This is a genomic window from Halomonas sp. THAF5a (genome assembly GCF_009363755.1).
Taxonomy (GTDB): domain Bacteria; phylum Pseudomonadota; class Gammaproteobacteria; order Pseudomonadales; family Halomonadaceae; genus Halomonas.
The window spans coordinates 3,447,103-3,462,108 of the sequence record NZ_CP045417.1 but is presented as its reverse complement, the minus strand read 5'-3'; the positions used below and the strand labels follow the sequence as shown (position 1 = coordinate 3,462,108).

At 71.7% G+C, this 15,006-nt stretch carries 14 protein-coding genes; 8 read left to right on the top strand and 6 right to left on the bottom strand.

All coding sequences use genetic code 11. From position 1 onward, the window contains the following. The first annotated feature begins 94 nt into the window (after positions 1 to 94). Complete coding sequence (locus FIU83_RS15680; RefSeq protein WP_152484913.1) at positions 95 to 1,279, top strand: ABC transporter ATP-binding protein; 1,185 nt, start codon at positions 95 to 97, stop codon at positions 1,277 to 1,279. Here FIU83_RS15680 and FIU83_RS15675 read toward each other — a convergent pair. The 4 genes from FIU83_RS15675 to dctP all read right to left on the bottom strand — a co-directional run bounded on the left by FIU83_RS15675 (position 1,199) and on the right by dctP (position 6,083). After that, positions 1,199 to 2,875: an iron ABC transporter permease gene (locus FIU83_RS15675; RefSeq protein WP_152484912.1), complete on the bottom strand. Its 1,677-nt coding sequence runs from the start codon at positions 2,873 to 2,875 to the stop codon at positions 1,199 to 1,201. The genes FIU83_RS15680 and FIU83_RS15675 overlap by 81 nt on opposite strands. A gap of 175 nt (positions 2,876 to 3,050) precedes the next feature. Next, positions 3,051 to 4,379 carry a TRAP transporter large permease subunit gene (locus FIU83_RS15670; RefSeq protein ID WP_152484911.1) on the bottom strand — a complete coding sequence of 443 codons (1,329 nt, stop codon included), beginning with the start codon at positions 4,377 to 4,379 and terminating at the stop codon, positions 3,051 to 3,053. Next, on the bottom strand, positions 4,376 to 4,879 hold the full coding sequence (locus FIU83_RS15665; protein ID WP_152484910.1) for a TRAP transporter small permease subunit: 504 nt from the start codon (positions 4,877 to 4,879) through the stop codon (positions 4,376 to 4,378). Before FIU83_RS15665 ends, FIU83_RS15670 begins: the two co-directional genes overlap by 4 nt. A 94-nt stretch (positions 4,880 to 4,973) precedes the next feature. Then, positions 4,974 to 6,083 carry a TRAP transporter substrate-binding protein DctP gene (dctP, locus tag FIU83_RS15660; protein ID WP_152484909.1) on the bottom strand — a complete coding sequence of 370 codons (1,110 nt, stop codon included), beginning with the start codon at positions 6,081 to 6,083 and terminating at the stop codon, positions 4,974 to 4,976. A gap of 391 nt (positions 6,084 to 6,474) precedes the next feature. Between dctP and FIU83_RS15655 the strand changes: the two genes are divergently transcribed. Genes FIU83_RS15655 through rmuC form a run of 3 tightly spaced genes read left to right on the top strand, consistent with a single transcriptional unit; the run spans position 6,475 to position 11,749 of the window. Further along, positions 6,475 to 8,754: a tRNA(Met) cytidine acetyltransferase TmcA gene (locus FIU83_RS15655; RefSeq protein ID WP_152484908.1), complete on the top strand. Its 2,280-nt coding sequence runs from the start codon at positions 6,475 to 6,477 to the stop codon at positions 8,752 to 8,754. 32 nt (positions 8,755 to 8,786) lie between these two features. Next, on the top strand, positions 8,787 to 10,289 hold the full coding sequence (locus FIU83_RS15650; RefSeq protein WP_152484907.1) for an aminoacyl-histidine dipeptidase: 1,503 nt from the start codon (positions 8,787 to 8,789) through the stop codon (positions 10,287 to 10,289). Then, entirely contained in the window at positions 10,289 to 11,749 is a 1,461-nt protein-coding gene (gene rmuC / locus FIU83_RS15645) for a DNA recombination protein RmuC (protein ID WP_152485406.1), read from the top strand. Before FIU83_RS15650 ends, rmuC begins: the two co-directional genes overlap by 1 nt. A 101-nt stretch (positions 11,750 to 11,850) precedes the next feature. On the opposite strand, the gene FIU83_RS15640 is transcribed toward rmuC, so the two are convergent. Then, entirely contained in the window at positions 11,851 to 12,324 is a 474-nt protein-coding gene (locus FIU83_RS15640; RefSeq protein ID WP_152484906.1) for a Dps family protein, read from the bottom strand. A gap of 190 nt (positions 12,325 to 12,514) precedes the next feature. Between FIU83_RS15640 and FIU83_RS15635 the strand changes: the two genes are divergently transcribed. Beyond that, positions 12,515 to 13,045, top strand: coding sequence for a hypothetical protein (locus FIU83_RS15635; protein WP_152484905.1), 531 nt, complete (start codon positions 12,515 to 12,517; stop codon positions 13,043 to 13,045). After that, a complete protein-coding gene (locus FIU83_RS15630) occupies positions 13,042 to 13,401 on the top strand; it encodes a hypothetical protein (protein ID WP_152484904.1) in 360 nt (119 codons plus the stop codon). The genes FIU83_RS15635 and FIU83_RS15630 overlap by 4 nt, the downstream gene beginning before the upstream one ends. A 50-nt stretch (positions 13,402 to 13,451) precedes the next feature. Here the strand turns inward: FIU83_RS15630 and FIU83_RS15625 are convergent, their stop codons facing one another. Further along, positions 13,452 to 13,883 (bottom strand): HIT domain-containing protein, encoded by a 432-nt coding sequence (locus tag FIU83_RS15625; protein ID WP_152484903.1) that lies wholly within the window; start codon positions 13,881 to 13,883, stop codon positions 13,452 to 13,454. A 132-nt stretch (positions 13,884 to 14,015) separates the two neighbouring features. Here FIU83_RS15625 and FIU83_RS15620 point away from each other — a divergent pair, with 132 nt between their 5' ends. Both FIU83_RS15620 and FIU83_RS15615 read left to right on the top strand, forming a co-directional pair. Then, entirely contained in the window at positions 14,016 to 14,762 is a 747-nt protein-coding gene (locus FIU83_RS15620; protein ID WP_152484902.1) for a sulfite exporter TauE/SafE family protein, read from the top strand. An 84-nt stretch (positions 14,763 to 14,846) separates the two neighbouring features. Continuing rightward, complete coding sequence (locus FIU83_RS15615) at positions 14,847 to 14,978, top strand: entericidin A/B family lipoprotein (protein ID WP_152484901.1); 132 nt, start codon at positions 14,847 to 14,849, stop codon at positions 14,976 to 14,978. Positions 14,979 to 15,006: the final 28 nt, after the last annotated feature.

The following is a 15,006-nucleotide window of genomic DNA, read 5'->3' as shown; positions in this document are numbered from 1 at the left end:
GCCGGCGCTGGAATGCGAGCGATAGTACAACGCATTCGGGAGGCTTTCGCGTTACCATGTTGGCCAGACACTCTCAACCGGCAGTCGAGACCCCATGACCCGTCCATCGACCCTGACGCCAGACGCGCCGGCCGGCACCGCCCCGGTGCTCGCCATGCACCAGATCCGTCACGCCTACCAGCAGCACCCGGCCGTCGAGGATGTCTCCCTCGACGTCAAGCCCGGTGAGATCGTCTGCCTGCTGGGCCCCTCGGGCTGCGGCAAGTCCACCCTGCTGCGCATCGCCGCGGGGCTAGAGCGGGTGCAGCAGGGGCGCGTGGCGCTGGGCGGCGAGTCGATGGGCGAGGGGCGCAGCCACGTGCCGCCGGAGAAGCGCAACGTCGGCCTGGCCTTCCAGGACTCGGCGCTCTTCCCGCACCTCTCGGTGCTCGACAACGTGGCCTTCGGCCTCGAGGCCCTGCCCGCCCCGCAGCGCCGCCGGCGGGCCTACGAGCTGCTCGAGCTGCTCGGCATGGAGCGCTATGCGCGGGTCTTTCCGCACATGCTCTCGGGGGGGCAGCAGCAGCGCATCGCCCTGGCCCGCGCCCTGGCGCCGGCGCCGCAACTGATGCTGCTCGACGAGCCCTTCTCGAGCCTCGACGCCCGCCTGCGCGACCGCATCCGCGATGACACCCTGCACGTGCTGAAGAAGGTGGGCACGGGCGTGCTGCTGGTCACCCACGACCCCGAGGAGGCCATGTTCATGGCCGATCGCATCGTGCTGATGCGCGAGGGGCGGGTGGTGCAGGCCGGCACCCCGCTGGAGCTCTACTGCGCGCCGGTCGATCCCTTCGTGGTCACCTTCTTCGGCGAGGTCAACGAGCTCGAGGGGCGGGTCCAGGACGGCCAGGTGGCGACCCCGGTGGGCGAGGTCTCGGCGAACGGGCTGCCCGACGGCAGCCTGGTGAGGGTGATGATCCGCCCCGAGGCGCTGAGAGTCGTGCCGCTCAACGAGCCGCCGGAGCATCACCACAGCCACATCATCATGGCCAAGCTGCTGGGGCGCACCAGCCTGCTGCACATCTGCGCCCACACGGCCGACGGCGAGGAGGCCCACCTGCACGCCCGGGCCCCGGGGGTCTTCCTGCCCCGGGAGGGCCAGCCGATCATGATCGGCCTGGACGACTCCCAGGTGTTCGTCTTCCCCCTCGACGAGGCCTCAGCTGCCGGGGCGGGAGCGGCGCATGGCGACGCTGAGCAGGATCACCGGGATGATGCCTACTGCCACGATGGCCAGTGACGAGGTCGAGGCCTCGGCCAGGCGCTCGTCGGCGGCCAGGTTGTGGGCGCGAATGGCCAGGGTGTCGAAGTTGAAGGGGCGCAGGATCACCGTGGCCGGCAGCTCCTTCATCACGTCGACGAAGACCAGGATGCCGGCGGCGATCAGGCTGCCGCGCATGATCGGCGTGTGCACCTTGCGCAGGGTGCCGCCCGCCGTCTGACCCAGGGTCCGCGCGGCCGCGTCCATGCTCGGCGTCACCTTGCCGAGACTCGCCTCGATGGCGTTGAAGGAGACCGCCAGGAAGCGCACCAGGTAGGCGTAGACCAGGATGAACGCCGAGCCGCTGAGCAGTAGCCCCACCACGACCCCGAACTGCTCCTTCATGATGTCGTTGAGCTGATGATCCAGCCACACGAAGGGGATCAGGATGCCCACCGCCACCACCGAGCCCGGCACCGCGTAGCCCATGGCCGCCACCCGCGTGGCGACCCGGGTGATGCGCCCGGGGTTGAGTCGCGCCCCGTAGCTGAGGAGCAGCGCCAGGCCGACGGCCACCACTGAGGCGAGCGCCGCCAGCAGCAGGCTGTTGCCGGCGTACTCCAGGAAGGCGCTGCCGAACAGGGCATCGCCACCCTGGACGGAGAGGTAGCCCAGCAGGCCGCTGGGGATCAAAAAGCCGAGCAGCACCGGGGCGAGGCAGGCCAGGGTCGCGGCCCAGGCGCGCCCGCCGTGGAGCGCGAACTCCGGCATCTGCTGGTAGCGGCCGGTGGTATGGAAGTAGCGCCGCTTGCCCCGGGACCAGCGCTCGAGCAGCACCAGGGCGATCACGAAGGCCAGCAGGCAGGCGGCGAGCTGGGCCGCGGCCACCTGCTCCCCCATGCCGAACCAGGTGCGGTAGATGCCGGTGGTGAAGGTGTCGACGCCGAAGTACTGCACCGCGCCGAACTCGTTGAGGGTCTCCATCAGCGCCAGGGACACCCCGCCGACGATCGCCGGGCGCGCCAGCGGCAGGGCCACGCTGGTGAACAGCCGCCAGGGCCCGCGCCCCAGGGTGCGGCCCACGTCCAGCACGCACACCGACTGCTCCAGGAAGGCCGCCCGCGCCAGCATGTAGACGTAGGGGTAGAGCACCAGGGTGATCAGGGTCGCCGCCCCCCACAGCGAGCGGATGTCCGGGAAGACGTAGTCCCCCGCCGACCAGCCGAAGGTCTCGCGCAGCCAGGTCTGGAGAGGGCCGGCGTACTGCAGGAAGTCGGTGTAGGCGTAGGCGATCACGTAGGTCGGCACCGCCAGTGGCAGCAGCAGCCCCCACTCGAAGAGCCGACGCCCCGGGAAGCGGCACATCACCACCAGCCAGGCGGTGCCGGTGCCGATCACGAAGGTGCCGAGCCCGACGGTCACCACCAGAAAGAGCGTATTGCCGAGGTAGCGGGGCAGCACGGTGCTGCCCAGGTGTTGCCAGATGCCGTCGGTGGGCATGAACAGGTGCGCCAGTACCACCAGTACCGGCAGCGCCACGATCAGGGCGATGCCGATGGTCAGCGCGTTCCAGGGGTTCAGGGTCAGCGACAGGCGGGAAGGGATGCGGGCGCGGGAACGGGCCGGACTGGTCAACGGAGTCTCCTTCCGTGCCGGGAGGGCTACAGGGATGCGAGAAACTTGCGGCCGAGAATTGTATCAGCCGGCCGGGGCGACTGCAGCCACGCGCGCCGTGTCCCCGTCAAGCAGGACGCCCGCCGCTCGAGGAGCGGCGGGCGTCGAGGGCCGAGCCGGGGGGAAGTGAGACGGCTCAGTAGCCGATCAGCAGCGACGGCAGGCCGGTCACCAGGCTCGGGAAGGCGGCCATCAGCAGGCAGGCCAGCACGATCAGCGCCACGAAGGGGATCACCGCCTTGTAGAGGTCGAGGGTCTCGACCCCCTTGGGGGCCACGCCCTTGAGGTAGAAGAGGGCGTAGCCGAAGGGCGGCGTGAGGAACGAGGTCTGCAGCACCACGGCCACCATCACCACGAACCACAGCACGTCGATGCCCATGCTCTCGACGATCGGCAGCATGATCGGGAAGCTCAGCAGCACGATGCCGGTCCAGTCCAGGAACATGCCCAGGATGAAGACCAGGAAGAGCATCAGGATCAGCGCACCGGTGGTGCCGCCGGGCATCGCCATCACCACCTCGTGGATCACCTCCATGCCGCCACCGATGGAGAAGACCCCGGTGAAGGCGGTGGCCCCCACCAGCACCAGCATCACCATGGTGGTGGTCTTGCTGGCCTCGATCAGGGTGCGGTAGCAGGTGGACGCCTTGCGATCACCGAAGATCAGGAACAGCAGGAAGGCGATGGCCACGCCGATGGCCGAGGCCTCGGTGGCGGTGGCGATGCCGGTGAACAGCGAGCCCAGCACGCCGAGGATCAGCGCCATCGGCGGCAGCACGTACTTGCCCAGCATCTTCACAAGCTCGCCGGTGGAGACCCCGGCGCGCTCCTCGGCCGGCACCAGCGGGCCGTACTCGGGCTTGAGGTGGCAGATCACCAGCACGTAGAGGGCGTACATCGCGCCGAGCATCAGCCCCGGGACCAGGGCGCCGGCGAACAGCGCGCCCACCGAGACCGGCGAGTAGCTGGCCATCAGGATCAGCATGATGCTCGGCGGGATCAGGATGCCCAGGCAGCCGCTGGCCATGATCACCCCGGTGCTGAGCTGCTTGTTGTAGCCGTAGTTCAGCATCGGCACCAGGGCGATCATGCCCATCACCGCGATCGAGGCGCCGACGATGCCGGTGGTGGCGGCCAGCAGCACCGACACGACCACCACGGTCAGCGCCAGGCCGCCGCGCAGGTTGGCGAGCAGCAGGCGCATCGACTCGAACATCTTCTCGGTGACGCCCGAGTCGTTGAGGAAGCGCGCCATCAGGATGAACAGCGGGATGGCCACCAGGACGTAGTTGTCCATGGCGTTGCCGTAGATGTTGTTGATCAGGATGCCCAGCGTATTGGCGCCGGGGCCGAACCAGGCGCCGAGCACGGCGACGCCGCCGAGCACGAAGGCCAGCGGATGGCCCATGAAGAGGCCGACCAGCAGGCCGCCGAACATGAACAGGGTGAGCATCTCGGCGTTCATGCGGGGGTCTCCTTGCCCAGCGCCTGGACGGCGCGGATGACGATGGCGATGGCCTGCAGCAGCAGCAGGCCGGCGGCGACCACGATCACGCCCTTCACCGGATAGACCGGGATGGCCATCATGCCGTAGGTGGTCTCGCCGCGGCTGAAGGAGCGTTCGAAGAACGCCCAGCCGAGGGTCAGCAGCATCCAGATGAAGGGCACGAAGAAGATCAGGTAGCCGAGGAGCTCGAGGACCGCCTGCTTGCGGCGAGCGAGCAGGCGCTTGAGCACGTCGACCTCGACGTGGGCATGATGGCGCAGCCCGAAGGCGGCCATCAGCATGAAATGGGCGCCGAACAGCATCTTGGTCACATCGAAGGCCCAGTCACTGGGGCGTCCGATGAAGAAGCGCATGGCGATGTCATAGATCACGATCAGCGTGATCACGGCGAGCAGCGGCGCGATAAGGCGGCCGAAGCCCTCGTTGAGGGCATCGATGGCCCTGGCAATGGCAGTCATGGTGGGAGCTCTCGGCATCGGACGAAGCGGTCGGGAGGGAGGTCGGCGGAACCGTCGCGATCGGGGCCGGCCCCGCAGGGCCGGCCCGGGCCGCTTACTGGTTCATGCAGGCCTCGATCTCCTCGAGGGACGGCAGGTCGTCGGTGACTCGGCTCATGTTGTAGGGCACCGAGACGTCACGCCAGTTGGCGTAGTGGTCCAGGTAGCTGATCATGGAGTGGTAGACCTTGGCGTGCATCGGGTCCTCGCAGGCGCCCTGGACGATCACCTCGTTGGTAATGCGCTGGATCTCGGCGAGGTCCTCCTCGGAGAGCTGGTTGATCTCGGTGCCGTCCTCGAGGAACTTCACCGTGCCCTCGGTGGACTCGCGCTCGGACCAGGCCAGCGACCAGGCCATGGTCGCCTGGGCGGCGATCTTCAGCTTCTCCTGGGTCTCCTCGGAGAGGGCGTCCCAGGCGTCCTGGTTGATCATCACGCCGAACACGCTGGCGGACTGGTGCCAGCCCGGGACGGACCAGTAGTCGGCGACCTCGGAGAAGCCGGCCTTGTAGTCCACGCCCGGGGTGGAGAATTCGGCGCCGTCGACCACGCCGCGCTCGATGGCCTGATAGATCTCGCCGCCGGCCAGGGTGACCTGGGAGCCGCCGAGCTGCTCGAGCACCCGGCCCTGGTCGCGACCGGAGAGGCGCAGGCGCTTGCCCTCGAGGTCGGCGATGCTCTCGATGGGCGTGCCGCCGCGGAAGCCGGATTCGTTGTTGGTGATGCCGTAGGGCAGGTAGACCATGTTGTAGTCGCCGTAGACCTCCTGGTAGAGCTCGAAGCCGCCCCACTGGTTGATCCAGTTCAGGTAATCCACGCCGTTGAACAGGCTGGTGGTAGTGGCCAGCGGCGAGAAGGCCGGGCTCAGGCCGGCCCAGTAGCCGGGCCAGTCGCCGGCCGCCTGGATGGCGCCGGTCTGGGTGGCGTCGAACACCTCGGTGCCGGGCATCAGGGTGCCGCCGGCGCGGAAGTTGATGGTCAGCTCGTCGCCGGCCAGGGTGTTGACCAGCTCCGCCCAGTGGCGGTCGATCTGGATCAGGTCCAGGTTGTCCGGCCAGGTGGTGGTCATGGTCCAGGACTCCTGGGCCTGGGCGGTGCTGCTCAGGGCGGCGAGGGCGACGCCGGCCGCGATGCCGGTGAGGGTGAAGCTGCGCAGTGCTGTCATGTTGTTGTCCCTTTATTGTTGGTTCGAGCGGCAGTGCCGGTGGGCACCGCCTTGGCCAAGTCGGTTCACCCGCCGCGACGCCGACGCTCCGACGGCGTCGCGGCGCTCGCCTCAAGCTAGCACGTCGCACGGTCAGGATTCGATTGCGCCGATACGCCGGCGACGGGGCGCGAGACCGGCCCCATGGCGGCCTGTCGGCGGCGAGCCTGGCCGCCTCGGTCGGAAGGTATGGCATGAGAATCAAGGAGTTGCTTGATGTTTACGTTAACGTAAACAGTCGATCGGGGAGGGCGCGTAGCGTTGAACCTCGTGCTTATATAAGACCAAAGTGGGAGGCGGGCGCCTCGGGAAAGGCGCCTCGGACAGGGCAGCGTCGACAGGAGACGAGGGCATGAGCGGCAGAGAACAGGGGGGGCGCGACGGCAACGCCCCGGAGGCGGGCGCGACCGGCGCCCTGCTGGCGCAGGCGCGACGGCTCGCCGGCCGCCGCTGGCGCGGCCTGGTGTGGCTGACCGGCGAGGCCGAGGCCTGTCGGCGCGAGGCGCTGGCGCTGTGGCATCGTGGGGCGGGACATCAAGGACCGGGGGCGACGGGCGGCTGGAGCGCGCCCCTGTGGGTCGCCGCCGCGCCCCCAAAGGGCCTCGCGGCCTCGGCCTGGCTGCCACCGGCCAAGGCTCGCACGCGGCTGGGGGGCGAGCAGGACCTGGTGGTGATCGACGCCGTCTCGGCCGACGACGGCTTCGATCCCGAGGCCTTCGGGGCGCTCTCCGGCACCCTCACCGCCGGCGGTCTGCTGGTGCTGATGACGCCTTCCGACTGGGGGCGGCGACCGGACGCCGACTATGCTCGCCTGGCCGATCATCCCTGGCGGGCGGAGGCGCTCACCGCCCGCTATCTGGCGCGCCTCGCCCGGCTGCTGGCCAGCGATGCCCGGGTGATCCGCTGGACCGCGGGGCAGGCGCCACGCATGGCGGACCTTCCCGAGGCGCCGGACGAGCCTTCGCCCGCCGCCGGCGACGACGCCTGCCTGACCCGGGACCAGGCCGAGGCGGTGGCCCGGCTGACCCGGCTGCGCCGCCGCCGGCCCCTGGTGCTGACCGCCGACCGCGGCCGCGGCAAGACGGCGGCGCTGGGCATCGCCTGCGCGCGTCTGCTCGCGGAGGGGGCGTCGGCGGGCTCGAGCGAGGTCGAGATCCTGGTCACCGCACCGCGCCCGGCGGCGGTGGCCGGGCTCTTCGAGCGCCTGGCGGCGCTCTGCCCCGAGGGCCGGCGCCACGGCCAGGCCTTCGAGGCCCCCGGGGGAGAGGTGCGTTTCCTGGCGCCCGACGAACTGGCCCGCCTCGCCGAGCGTGGCGAGGTGGGCGGCCCCGGGCGTTGGCTGCTGGTGGACGAGGCGGCGGCGATCCCCGCCCCCCTGCTGGGACGCTGGCTCGAGGCCTTCCCGCGGATCGCCTTCGCCACCACCGTGCACGGCTACGAGGGCTCGGGGCGCGGCTTCGCGCTGCGCTTTCGCGAGCGCCTCGAGCGCCAGGCCCCCGACTATCGCGAATGCCACCTGGCCGCGCCGATCCGCTGGGCGCCAGGCGATCCCCTCGAGGCGCTCACCGCCCGCCTGCTGCTGCTGGACGCCGAGCCGGACGCGGACACGTCCGGCGCCGGTGCGCCGGGCGTCGCGCGCCTGGACCGCGCCGCCCTGGCCCATGACGAGCCGCGGCTGCGCACGCTGTTCGGCCTGCTGGTGCAGGCCCACTACCGCACCACCCCCGCCGACCTGCGCCGCCTGCTGGACGGCCCGGGGGTGAGCCTCACCACCCTCTCGGCGGGCCCGGCGCTGGAGGGCGTGGCGGTGTGCGGCGACGAGGGCGGCTTCTCGGTCGAGCTCGCCGAGCGGGTGGCCCGGGGCGAGCGGCGCCCCCGTGGCCACCTGCTGGCCCAGTCGCTCGCCGCCCACGCCGGGGAACGCGCGGCGCTGACCGCGCGCCTGCGTCGCGTGCTGCGCATCGCCGTGCCGGCCGACCGGCGCCGCCGGGGCGGCGGGCGGCGGCTGCTCGACGACGCCCTCGCGCGGGCCCGGGACGAGGGCATCGACCTGCTGGGGGCGAGCTTCGGCGCCGCGCCGGGCCTGCTGGCGTTCTGGCGCGCGGCGGGCTTTCGCGCCGTGCGCCTCGGCCTGACCCGGGAGGCCGCCACCGGCGAGCACGCGCTGATGGTGGTGTGCCCTGCCAGCGCGGACGGCGAGGCGCTCGCCGAGCGCCTGGCGGCGCGCTTCCAGCGCCAGCTGCCGGGCCTGCTGGCCTTCGAGCTGGCCGACCTCGAGCCCGCGGTGGTCCTCGCCCTGCTCGCCGAGGGGGAGGCGCCCGCCCTCGACGCCGCCGATCGGCGCGATCTCGCGGACGTGGCCTTCGGCCATCGCGAGCCCGCCCTCGCGCGTCCGGCGATCCAGGCGCTGGTGAGACGCGGCGCCCGGGCCGGAGTCGAGGAGGGCGACCATGGACACGCCGAGGCGCTGGAGATCCTGGCGGCCTGGGCCTTCCAGGGGCGCGAGGCGAGCTGGCTGGCGACGCGGCTGGGCGTCACGGGCAGGAAGGGCGTCCAGGCCCGGCTGCGCGAGGCCGTGGCGCGCCTTCATGAAGGCGACGGCGGGCTTTCCCCCGCCGAGACCGGGCGGTAGAGTGCCCGCAATCCCCGTCGGACAGAGGCCCCATGAACGCACATCTCGAGCAGCTCTCGCCCCGGCCGCTGTGGCGCCATTTCCGCACCCTGTGCAACACGCCGCGCCCCTCCGGCCATGAGGCCGCCCTGGTGGCCGCCCTCGAGCGGTGGGCCGACGGCCTGGGCCTGGCCCACGATCGCGACGCCTTCGGCAACCTGCGCATCCGCAAGCCCGCCACGCCCGGCCACGAACGGGCGCCCGGCGTGATCCTGCAGGGTCACCTGGACATGGTGGCCCAGGCCAATGCCGACCACCCCCACGACTTCACCCGGGATCCCATCGAGACCCGGGTGGTCGACGGCTGGCTGCAGGCGCGCCATACCACCCTGGGCGCCGACAACGGCCTCGGCGTGGCGGCGGCGCTGGCGATCCTCGAGGACGAGACCCTGGTCCACGGCCCGCTGGAGGCACTCTTCACCCTGGAGGAGGAATCCTCCATGGGCGGCGCCCTGAAGCTGGCCGAAGGGTGGCTCGAGGGACGGGTGCTGCTCAACCTGGACTCCGAGGATCGCGGCCAGGTCTATATCGGCTGCGCCGGCGGCGCCGACGTCATCGTCGACGCCCAGCTCCCCACCGCGCCGCCGGCGGAGGGCGAGGCGGCGCTCTCGCTCGCGCTCACCGGGCTCTCGGGCGGTCACTCCGGCATCGACATCCACAAGGGGCGCGGCAACGCCAACCGGCTGCTGGTCAGGGTGCTGCGCGCCCTGGAGCCCCTCGGGGCGCGCCTCGCCGACTACCAGGGCGGCACCCTGCGCAATGCCCTGCCCCGGGAGGCCTTCGCCACCCTGCTGCTGCCGGTCGAGGAGCAGGCCGATGCCCGGGCGCGGGTAGAGGCGCTCGCCGACGAGCTGCGGGACGAGCTCGCCGGCGTCGACGATGGGCTCGCGCTCTCCCTCGCGCCCGCGGCGGCGGCGCCGGACGAGGCCCTGACGCGGGAGGCCAGCCGGCTGCTGGTGCGGGCCCTGCACGTGGCGCCCTGCGGCGTCGAGCGGATGAGCGTCGCGCTGCCCGGGGTGGTGGAGACCTCCAACAACCTTGGCGTGGTCTCGCTGGAGGCCGGGCGCTTCCACCTCTGCGCCCTGGTGCGTTCACTGCGCGACAGCGCCACCGCGGACATGGCCGACCGCTTCCGCGCGCTCTTCGAGCTCGTCGGCGCCCGCACCCGGGTCGAGAACGCCTACCCCGGCTGGACGCCCGACCCGTCAAGCCCCCTGCTGGCGCGCTTTCGCCGCCTGCACGCCGAGCGGCTGGGCCACGATCCCGAGGTGAAGGTGATCCACGCCGGCCTCGAGTGCGGCATCCTCGGCGGCAAGTACCCAGGGCTCGACATGATCTCCTTCGGCCCGCAGATCCGCGGCGCCCACTCCCCGGACGAGCGGGTGGAGCTCGCCTCGGTGGAGGAGTTCTGGACGCTGCTGCGCGCCCTGGTGGCGGAGCTGGCGACCGCGGGAGCGGATGGCGCCGAGGGTGGCGCGCCCGGAGCGGGGCGGTGATGATCGCCTGGTGGCAGGCGGCCGGGCCGGCCGGCGGGATCGCGGTGGCGCTGGCGGGGCTTCTGGCGCTGACCGCGGTGCTGGCGCTGAGGACGCGGCGGCGCCTGGCGGCCGCCGAGGCGGCGCTCGCCGCCCGGGACGAGGCCCGGCACGAGCGCGAGGCCGCCGCGCGGCGTCTCGAGCAGGAGCTGGCCCAGAGCGACGCCCAGCTGGATGCCAGCCGCGAGCGGCTCTCGGCCCTGGAGGCCGAGCTTGCCGGCACCCGCGACCGGCTCGCCGAGCAGCGCGAGCGGGCCACCCGGCTCGAGACCGAGCGCGAGCAGATGGCGCTGCGCCACCGCGAGCAGCTGGCCCTGCTCGAGGAGGCCCGCGAGCGGCTGAAGGAGGAGTTCCACCAGCTGGCCGGGCGCATCTTCGAGGAGCGCCAGCGGGCCTTCACGGCCCAGAGCCGCGATGGTCTCGAGGCGACGCTCAAGCCCTTCCGCGAGCAGGTCGACCAGTTCCGCCGCCGGGTCGAGGAGCTCCACGGCCAGCAGAGCCGCGACAGCGGCTCCCTCAAGGCCCAGCTCGAGCAGCTGGCCGGGCTCAACGCCCGCCTCGGCGAGGAGGCCGCGGGGCTCGCCCGGGCGCTGAAGGGCGACCAGAAGGCCCAGGGAAACTGGGGCGAGCTGATGCTCGAGACCGTGCTCGAGCGCAGCGGCCTGCGCCGCGACATCGAGTACCGCCGGGAGGTCTCGCTCACGGGCGAGCGGGGGCGCCAGCGCCCCGACGCGGTGATCTACCTGCCCGACGACCGCCACCTGATCATTGACGCCAAGGTGTCGCTGGTCGCCTGGACCCGGGTGGTCAATGCCGAGGAGGAGGCCGAGCGCGAGGCGGCCATGAAGGCGCACCTGCAGTCGCTGCGCAGCCACGTGGCGGGCCTCGCCGGCAAGGACTACCCGGCCCTGCCGGGGCTCCACTCGCCGGACTTCGTGTTCCTGTTCGTGCCGGTGGAGCCGGCCTTCGCCGCCGCCTTCGAGCGCGACCACTCGCTCTTCCAGGAGGCCTTCGACCGCCAGGTGGTGGTGGTCACCCCGACCACCCTGCTGGCGAGCCTGCGCACCGTGGCGGGCCTGTGGAGCCTGGAGCGCCAGAACGAGAACGCGCGCCTGATCGGCGCGCGGGCCGAGAAGCTGCTGGCCAAGTTCGTGGGCTTCGTCGAGAGCCTGGAGGAGGTCGGGCGCCACCTGGAGCGGGCGAGCGACAGCCAGCGCCGGGCCATGGGGCGACTCTCGAGCGGCCAGGGCAGCCTGGTGGCCCAGGCCACCGAGCTGGAACGCCTCGGCGTGCGGATGCGAAAGCCGCTGCCCGCCGAGCTCGTGCGCGCGGCCGCCGGCGACCACGGCGAGGAGGTCGGGCATGACGGGCCCGGCGGGGAGGACGAACCGGGCACGGACGCGACCTCGCGCCGCGCCTGATCCGCCGCTCGGTCCAGTAGGCGACCGCCAGACACCAGAACGCCGCCCGAGGGCGGCGTTCGGCGTTCATGCGTGGCGTAGGCCGAGGGCCTCCGGGGCGATCAGCCGAGGTAGGCGTCCAGCATCCACACGGTCTTCTCCTGCTCGCGGATGTAGTCGCCGGCCTGGGCGGCGGTGCCCTCGTCGTCGGCGTCGGAGGCCAGGGAGAGCAGCTCGCGCTGCAGCTCGATCAGCGTCTGGTAGCCCTGGAGCACGCCGCGCACGCAGGCCTCGCCGTCGTGAACGTCCTTGTCCTCCTGGATGCGGGCGATCTTCACGTAGTCGCTGTAGGCGTGGACCGGAGTATGCCCGAGGGTCAGGATGCGCTCGGCGACCTCGTCCACCTTGACCAGCAGGTCGGTGTAGAACTCCTCGAACTTCTCGTGGAGCTGGAAGAACTGCGGGCCCTTCACGTTCCAGTGGTAGCCGCGCACGTTCATGTAGAAGATCTGGTAGTTGGCCAGCAGCTCGTTGAGCTTCTCGGCGAGCTGGCTGGCGCTGGATTCGTGCAGGCCGATGGTGTTGGTGTCGCTCATGCAATGCCTCCTTGATCGCTTCGGTGACAGCTTACTGCGGTGGGCGGCCGTGGATAAGTCGATTCTCTTCATGGCCGCCATAGCCGTTACCCACCAGATGCGGGCGGCGGCGGCGAGATTCAAGGCCGGCGTATCGTCGCCGGGGCCCAGCGCCTAGACTGAATGGGCCAGTTTTCGTGGAGACGATCCCATGCGTGCATGGCTGCTGTGGCTGCTGCCGGGGCTGCTCGTCGGCTGCCAGATGACGCCGTCCACCCTGCCGGTGGCCGAGCCCGCCCCCGCTGCCGAGTGTCGCTGGCCCGCGGGGCCGGGCGATGACCTGACCCGGGTGATCACCGCCCTGGAGGCGGAGGGCTTCGTGGTGCGCCACACCGATGCGTCCCTGGGGCTCGTCAGCGCCGACCGGGCTCGCACCACGATCTACCACGACAACGGCATCGAGCGCCTGCCGCGCCTCGGCGGTTTCGTGCGCGGGGGGAGCGGGGGCCATATCGGCACGGGCGTGGTGCTCGGCTTCGGCGGCGGGCCGGGCATCGACGAGGCGACCCGCGTCGAGCGGGTCTCGGCAGTGGTGGCTGAGCGGGAGGTGCGCGTGACCCGGGACATTCGCCTGATCGACTGGCGGGGCGACCTGCGCGAATCGCGCAGCGCCAGCGACGCCGACTTCTGCCGCGACCTGCGCCGCGTCATCCGGGCCGTGCCGGCCGGGGAGGCCCCATGACGCGCGCGCTGACTGCCCTGCTGCTGGTCGCCTGGCTCGCCGGCTGCGCCTCGCCGGCTCCCGTGCCGCCCCGCGAGCTGCGCCTGTCGGCAGCGCCCGAGGCGACCCTGCGCGAGGCCATGGCGCTGCTGATGGAGCGGGGCTACGTGATTCGCCACGCCGACGACGAGCTCGGGCGGCTGGATGCCGCGCTGGCCCGCATGCCGGGCTATGTCGTCTCGCTGCGTCTCTCGCCGGAGGCCGGGGGCGGCAGCCGGATCGAGGCCCTGGCCACCCGGGGCGGCCGGGCGCTGCCGCCCGGCCTGCTGACCCCCTTGCTCGCCGACCTCGAGGCGCGGCTGGGGCCCTCCCCCTGAGGGCGCCGCCGCGAGATCGTCTCGGTATCGCCCGTCTCGGTGCCGTCGCCTCAGCCGCGCTCGCCCAGCCTCAGCCGCTCCAGCTCGGCCAGGATGCGGGCCCGCATGTCGGCCAGGGCGTCCGCGTCATAGGGCTCGGCCTGGCCGTGGCCCCACACCGGCGCCGGCCAGGCGGCGTCCCCGCGGCGGCGCACCACGGCATGTACGTGGAGCTGGGCGACCACGTTGCCGAGGCTGGCGACATTGAGCTTGTCGCCCGCGAGCGCCTCGAGCAGCGCGCGGCCGACCGCCGTCGCCTCGCGCCACAGCTGGTGCTGGTCGGCCTCGTCGAGGTCGAACACTTCGCTGACCGCCTGGCGGCGCGGCACCAGCACCAGCCAGGGAAAGCGCGCATCGTCCATCAGCCGCAGCTGGCACAGGGGCAGCTCGGTGATCGGGTAGGTGTCCGCCACCAGGCGGGCATCGGGCTCGAAATCCTGCATGGCTGCTCTCCTTTCGCCAGGGCATCTCTCTCGCGCCCATGATGGCACAGCAGGGCCGGGCGGTCAGATTCCCCCGGCCAAGCGGGGCCGGTATGCTGGTTGGCCTTCGACTCGCTACGCACGGACGCCATCATGACGCTGCTCGAGGGCCTCGCCCTGCTCACCATCGGCACCCTGGCCGGTTTCATCAACGTGCTCGCCGCGGGGGGCTCGATGCTGACGCTGCCGCTGCTGATGTTCCTGGGGCTGCCGCCCCAGGCGGCCAACGGCACCAACCGGGTCTCCGTGGCCCTGCAGAGCGTCTCGGCGGTCGCCAGCTTCCTGCGCGCCGGCGCCTCGCACCTGGGGCTTTCCCTGCGGCTGTCGGTGCCGGCGGTGGCCGGCTCGCTGGTTGGCGCCTGGCTGGCCCTCAAGACCGATGATGCCCTCTTCGAGGCGATCCTGATCGCGGTGATGGCGGGCTCGGCGGTGCTGATGCTGCTGCCCCAGCCGCGGGTGGAGACCCGCGCGCTCACCGCGGAGCGCCTGACCCCCGCCGTCTACCTGGCGATGTTCGCCATCGGCCTCTATGGCGGCTTCATCCAGATCGGGGTGGGGATCCTCTTCATCGTGGTGCTCTATCGCATGCTGAAGATCGACCTGGCCCAGGTGAACGTCTTCAAGGTGCTGATCGTGCTGGTCTATACCCTGCCGGCCCTGGCGATCTTCCTGGTCAACGACCAGGTGCGCTGGGGGTATGGCCTGATGCTGGCGGCGGGCAGCATGCTGGGGGCCTGGCTGGCGGTGAAGGTCAACATGAGCCCGCGCGGGGCTCTCGTCGTCAAGTGGCTGACCCTCGCGGTCATTGCGGCGATCATCCTGCGCCTGCTGCTGGGATAGCCGTTCGATGGCGACGGCACTCGCGTGCTAGCTTGAAGGGGCATCACCCGTTCACCCCATATCGGAAAGCATGAGGAGGTACGCATGAAACGGATACTCGCCCTGGGGCTCGTGGCGCTGTTCACCGCATCGCTGCTCAGCGGCTGCAACACCATCCGCGGCGCCGGCCAGGACATCGAGGAGGGCGGCGAGGCCATCCAGGAATCCAGTTACTGAGCCCACCCACGGGGCCCGGCGAGCGCGC

Coding starts and splice junctions, on each gene's coding strand:
- FIU83_RS15670 (WP_152484911.1), bottom strand. CDS start 4,379: ATGAACGCCGAGATGCTCACCCTGTTCATGTTCGGCGGCCTGCTGGTC.
- dctP (WP_152484909.1), bottom strand. CDS start 6,083: ATGACAGCACTGCGCAGCTTCACCCTCACCGGCATCGCGGCCGGCGTC.
- FIU83_RS15650 (WP_152484907.1), top strand. CDS start 8,787: ATGAACGCACATCTCGAGCAGCTCTCGCCCCGGCCGCTGTGGCGCCAT.
- rmuC (WP_152485406.1), top strand. CDS start 10,289: ATGATCGCCTGGTGGCAGGCGGCCGGGCCGGCCGGCGGGATCGCGGTG.
- FIU83_RS15680 (WP_152484913.1), top strand. CDS start 95: ATGACCCGTCCATCGACCCTGACGCCAGACGCGCCGGCCGGCACCGCC.
- FIU83_RS15665 (WP_152484910.1), bottom strand. CDS start 4,879: ATGACTGCCATTGCCAGGGCCATCGATGCCCTCAACGAGGGCTTCGGC.
- FIU83_RS15655 (WP_152484908.1), top strand. CDS start 6,475: ATGAGCGGCAGAGAACAGGGGGGGCGCGACGGCAACGCCCCGGAGGCG.
- FIU83_RS15620 (WP_152484902.1), top strand. CDS start 14,016: ATGACGCTGCTCGAGGGCCTCGCCCTGCTCACCATCGGCACCCTGGCC.
- FIU83_RS15625 (WP_152484903.1), bottom strand. CDS start 13,883: ATGCAGGATTTCGAGCCCGATGCCCGCCTGGTGGCGGACACCTACCCG.
- FIU83_RS15640 (WP_152484906.1), bottom strand. CDS start 12,324: ATGAGCGACACCAACACCATCGGCCTGCACGAATCCAGCGCCAGCCAG.
- FIU83_RS15630 (WP_152484904.1), top strand. CDS start 13,042: ATGACGCGCGCGCTGACTGCCCTGCTGCTGGTCGCCTGGCTCGCCGGC.
- FIU83_RS15635 (WP_152484905.1), top strand. CDS start 12,515: ATGCGTGCATGGCTGCTGTGGCTGCTGCCGGGGCTGCTCGTCGGCTGC.
- FIU83_RS15615 (WP_152484901.1), top strand. CDS start 14,847: ATGAAACGGATACTCGCCCTGGGGCTCGTGGCGCTGTTCACCGCATCG.